Origin of the sequence: Hydrotalea flava (assembly GCF_001623405.1) — a bacterium.
GTDB classification, from domain to species: domain Bacteria; phylum Bacteroidota; class Bacteroidia; order Chitinophagales; family Chitinophagaceae; genus Hydrotalea; species Hydrotalea flava.
This window is the reverse complement of sequence record NZ_LUHG01000115.1, coordinates 1-2,693: the sequence shown is the minus strand read 5'-3', so window position 1 is coordinate 2,693 and position 2,693 is coordinate 1. Positions and strand designations below refer to the sequence as shown.

The following is a 2,693-nucleotide window of genomic DNA, read 5'->3' as shown; positions in this document are numbered from 1 at the left end:
CCGGTATGCACCAAAGCAGTTAACAAGCGTTGCGGGCTTTCAGGTAAACCAATATCTGCCCTGCTGGATGATTCTCCGGACATATCGGCTGCTTCGCCTAATGCAGCCACTACCACATCGGCCTGTAATGCTGCGGCTACCGCTTCCTGAATCATCACATCAGAAGTAGCAGGCCCCATTTCAATTTCAGGTCCAAATACATTCACTTTTTTATTGAAGAGGCTATCATCTGAAATATTAGCGCCTTTGGCATAAACAATTTTCACCTGTTGGCCGGCCACATTTTCCATTCCTTCCTTCAAAGTAACTGCATGATGCCAGTCACCGGAAACACTCCAGGTGCCCAGCATATTTCTTCGGCTATCAGCCAAAGGACCAACCAAGGCAATGGTACCGGTATGTTGTAAAGGCAAAATCGTTTTATCATTTTTTAGCAGCACACATGCTTTGGCTGCTGCTTTTCTTGACAGCGCCAGTTTATCGGGCGATAAAATAGTAGTGGCGGCTCTTTCAGTAGAAACATTCCGATATGGATTTTCAAATAAACCCAGTTTGTATTTGGCTTCCAGCACTCTTCTGCAAGCATTATTGATGTCACGCATCGTTATTTTCCCCTCCTGCAATGATTTTTTTAGTGTGGTTAAAAATCCCTCACCCACCATATCCATATCTAATCCGGCTTTTAAAGCCAATGCAGATACCTGTTGCAAGTTACCCAACCCATGTGCTTCCATTTCATTCACAGAAGTATAGTCGCTTACTACAAACCCATTAAAATTCCATTGATTGCGTAATAAATCAGTTAACAACCAACGGTTACCCGTTGCCGGAATATCATCAATTACATTGAATGAACTCATCACACTACCTGCACCGGCATCAATAGCTGCTTTATAGGGCGGCAAATAGTCATTGTACATTCTTATCCTACTCATGTCAACTGTATTGTAATCGCGGCCCCCTTCAGCAGCGCCATATAATGCAAAATGTTTCACACAAGCCATAACGGTGTTATCCTGCCGAAGATTATTGCTTTGATATCCGCGAACCATCGCAGCGGCAATGGCACTACCTAAAAAAGGGTCTTCGCCTGCACCTTCAGCAATGCGGCCCCAGCGGGGATCGCGGCAAATATCTACCATTGGAGAAAATGCCCAGCTTAATCCATCGGCAGTAGCTTCTTCAGCAGCGGCACGGGCTGTTTGTTTAATCAAAATAGTATCCCAACTACAAGCCAGTCCTAATGGAATGGGAAAAGTTGTTTTATGTCCGTGAATTACGTCAGAACCAAATATTAAAGGAATATGTAATCTAGATTTTTCAACTGCAAGCCGTTGTGCCTGCAATACTTTTTCAGCGCCAATTACACCAAATAAACCACCCACCTGTCCGTTTTTAATTTTAGCTTCTACATCGGTGCTAACAACAGCGCCGGTGGGAATACCACCTCCGGGGGTTAATAAATTTAGCTGACCTATTTTTTCATCTAGGGTCATTTTTTGCATTAATTGATCAATGAATTGATTCATTTTAGCAGCAGCAGGTACAGCTTGTGCAATGGCGGTATAACTGAACACAATTAAAGCAGTCAATAATAAATAAGTTTTTTTCATACTGTTTTATTTAGGTTAAGCAGATTTATTTTACAAGAACAGGCTTTGTTGCTTTTGAAATACCATTTTCGTTGATGGCTTCAATAGAAAAATAGTAAGACTTTTTTTTATCCATTCCTTTGTACCAATACTCATTTTGGTTATATACCATAATTGAATTGTAAAGCTTATCAGGCTGTGTTCCAAAATAAATATTATATGCATAGGCATTATTAACGGTTTGCCATTTCAGCCAGGCACTCCGCTTGTCTTTTTCTGTTCGTAAAACAATAAAGTTTTTAACAGAATCGGGAACACTACCCATTCCTTTTCCAAAAACACGCAATCCACTAATGGCAAATTTTCCCGTAGGCATATGTATGTTTTCTAATTTAATGTAGCGAGTTTTAACCGGACGAGGCAACTCTACATATTCATGCGGAATATCGGTTTGGTTAGTAGATTTATCTACTAATATTGACCAGTTTTTACCATCCGCAGACTGATACAATTTATATTGATGAAAAGTGCCTGATTGTTTACCCAAAAAATTACTATCTACATCCTGATCAGCATAATTAATCTGAATAGCAAATACTAAATCCAATGCTCCCAAATCTGTTTGAATCCATTCACCCTTATTGCCTGTAGCCGCACTCCAGTAAGTTTTAATATTTTCATCTACAGCATTATTCGGCTCAAACGCACCCAATGTTGAAGATACCTGAACAGGTTTGTTGTAATTCAGCAACATCCATCCCGTAAAGCCACTACCGTTTAAAGTAGCATGGTTACTATTTTTAATTACATTGGGTAAATAATGTGGATAATCGCCAAATGAAGTGTTACAATACATCACATCATCTTTATCAAAACCGGCAGGCCATATTCCCAACCTTCTTTCAAAATTGTTTTTAACACTAATAACCATGGTTGAAACATGCCACCAGTTATTCCATGCATCCTGAAAAGTGCTGCCATGACCGGCACCACGGGCAAAACCTCCGGGTTTAAATGAAAGCGGATCAGATTGTGGCGTAAAAGGACCTAAAGGATGTTCACCCACAACCACACCATCAGCATAGCCACTAAATTCAGTAC

General features: G+C 40.4%; 2 protein-coding genes. Both read right to left on the bottom strand.

The features are described from left to right. Positions 1-1,613 (bottom strand): glycoside hydrolase family 3 N-terminal domain-containing protein (locus A0F92_RS15345; RefSeq protein ID WP_068248351.1); only part of this gene is annotated, 1,613 nt, incomplete at its 3' end. Positions 1,614-1,638: 25 nt separating this feature from the next. Then, positions 1,639-2,693: discoidin domain-containing protein (locus A0F92_RS15340; RefSeq protein WP_253810537.1), on the bottom strand; the 1,055-nt coding region annotated here is incomplete at its 5' end.